Source organism: Bacillus sp. AFS041924, assembly GCF_002577195.1.
Classification (GTDB): domain Bacteria; phylum Bacillota; class Bacilli; order Bacillales; family Bacillaceae_G; genus Gottfriedia.
Genome location: NZ_NULG01000065.1, coordinates 1 through 831, shown reverse-complemented (window position 1 = coordinate 831; position 831 = coordinate 1). Strand labels below are relative to the sequence as shown.

The window sequence follows — 831 nt, the reverse complement described above, 5'->3', positions numbered from 1 at the left end:
GTTTAGGAATAGATGGAACAGGGATAGTTGTTGGTAGCATAGATACAGGTGTTCAGTGGGATCACCCTGCATTAAAGACAAAATATAGAGGATATGACCCAGCTAATCCGGATAATCCAAATAATGAATTCAATTGGTTTGATGCAACTGAAGCTAATGGTTCAGCCCCATACGATGATCTTGGTCATGGAACCCATACAGTTGGTACGATGGTTGGTTCAGAACCAAATGGAACAAATAAGATAGGTGTTGCGCCAGGAGCAAAGTGGATAGCTGTTAAGGCATTTACAAAAGATGGTGGAACAAATGAAGATTTAATAGAAGCTGGTGAATGGATGCTTGCTCCTAAAGATAAAAATGGAGTGCCACATCCAGAAATGGCTCCTGATGTTGTTAATAACTCATGGGGAGGCGGTCCTGAAGTAGATGATTGGTATAGAACGATTGTAACAAATTGGAGAGCAGCAAATATATTCCCGGAATTTTCAGCAGGAAATACAACTCTTTATAATCCTGGTGGGCCTGGATCAATTGCTAATCCTGCAAACTATCCAGAATCCTTTGCAACAGGGGCAACTGACATAAACAACAACTTAGCCAATTTCTCATTAAGGGGACCATCACCATATGGTGGAATACTTAAGCCTGATATTTCAGCACCTGGAGTTAATATAAGATCATCAGTTCCAGGAGGTAAATATGAGGGGGGATGGAATGGAACCTCGATGGCAGGTCCACATACATCAGGACTTGTAGCATTATTACTTCAAACCAATTCATCTTTAACAGTTAGTGAGATTGAAAGAATAATAAAGGAAACAGCAACTCCTT

At 40.4% G+C, this 831-nt stretch carries 1 protein-coding gene; it reads left to right on the top strand.

Annotated features, from left to right (window positions below):
- The coding region (locus COC46_RS15655) for a S8 family serine peptidase (protein ID WP_176545182.1) at positions 1–831 on the top strand (831 nt) is incomplete at both ends.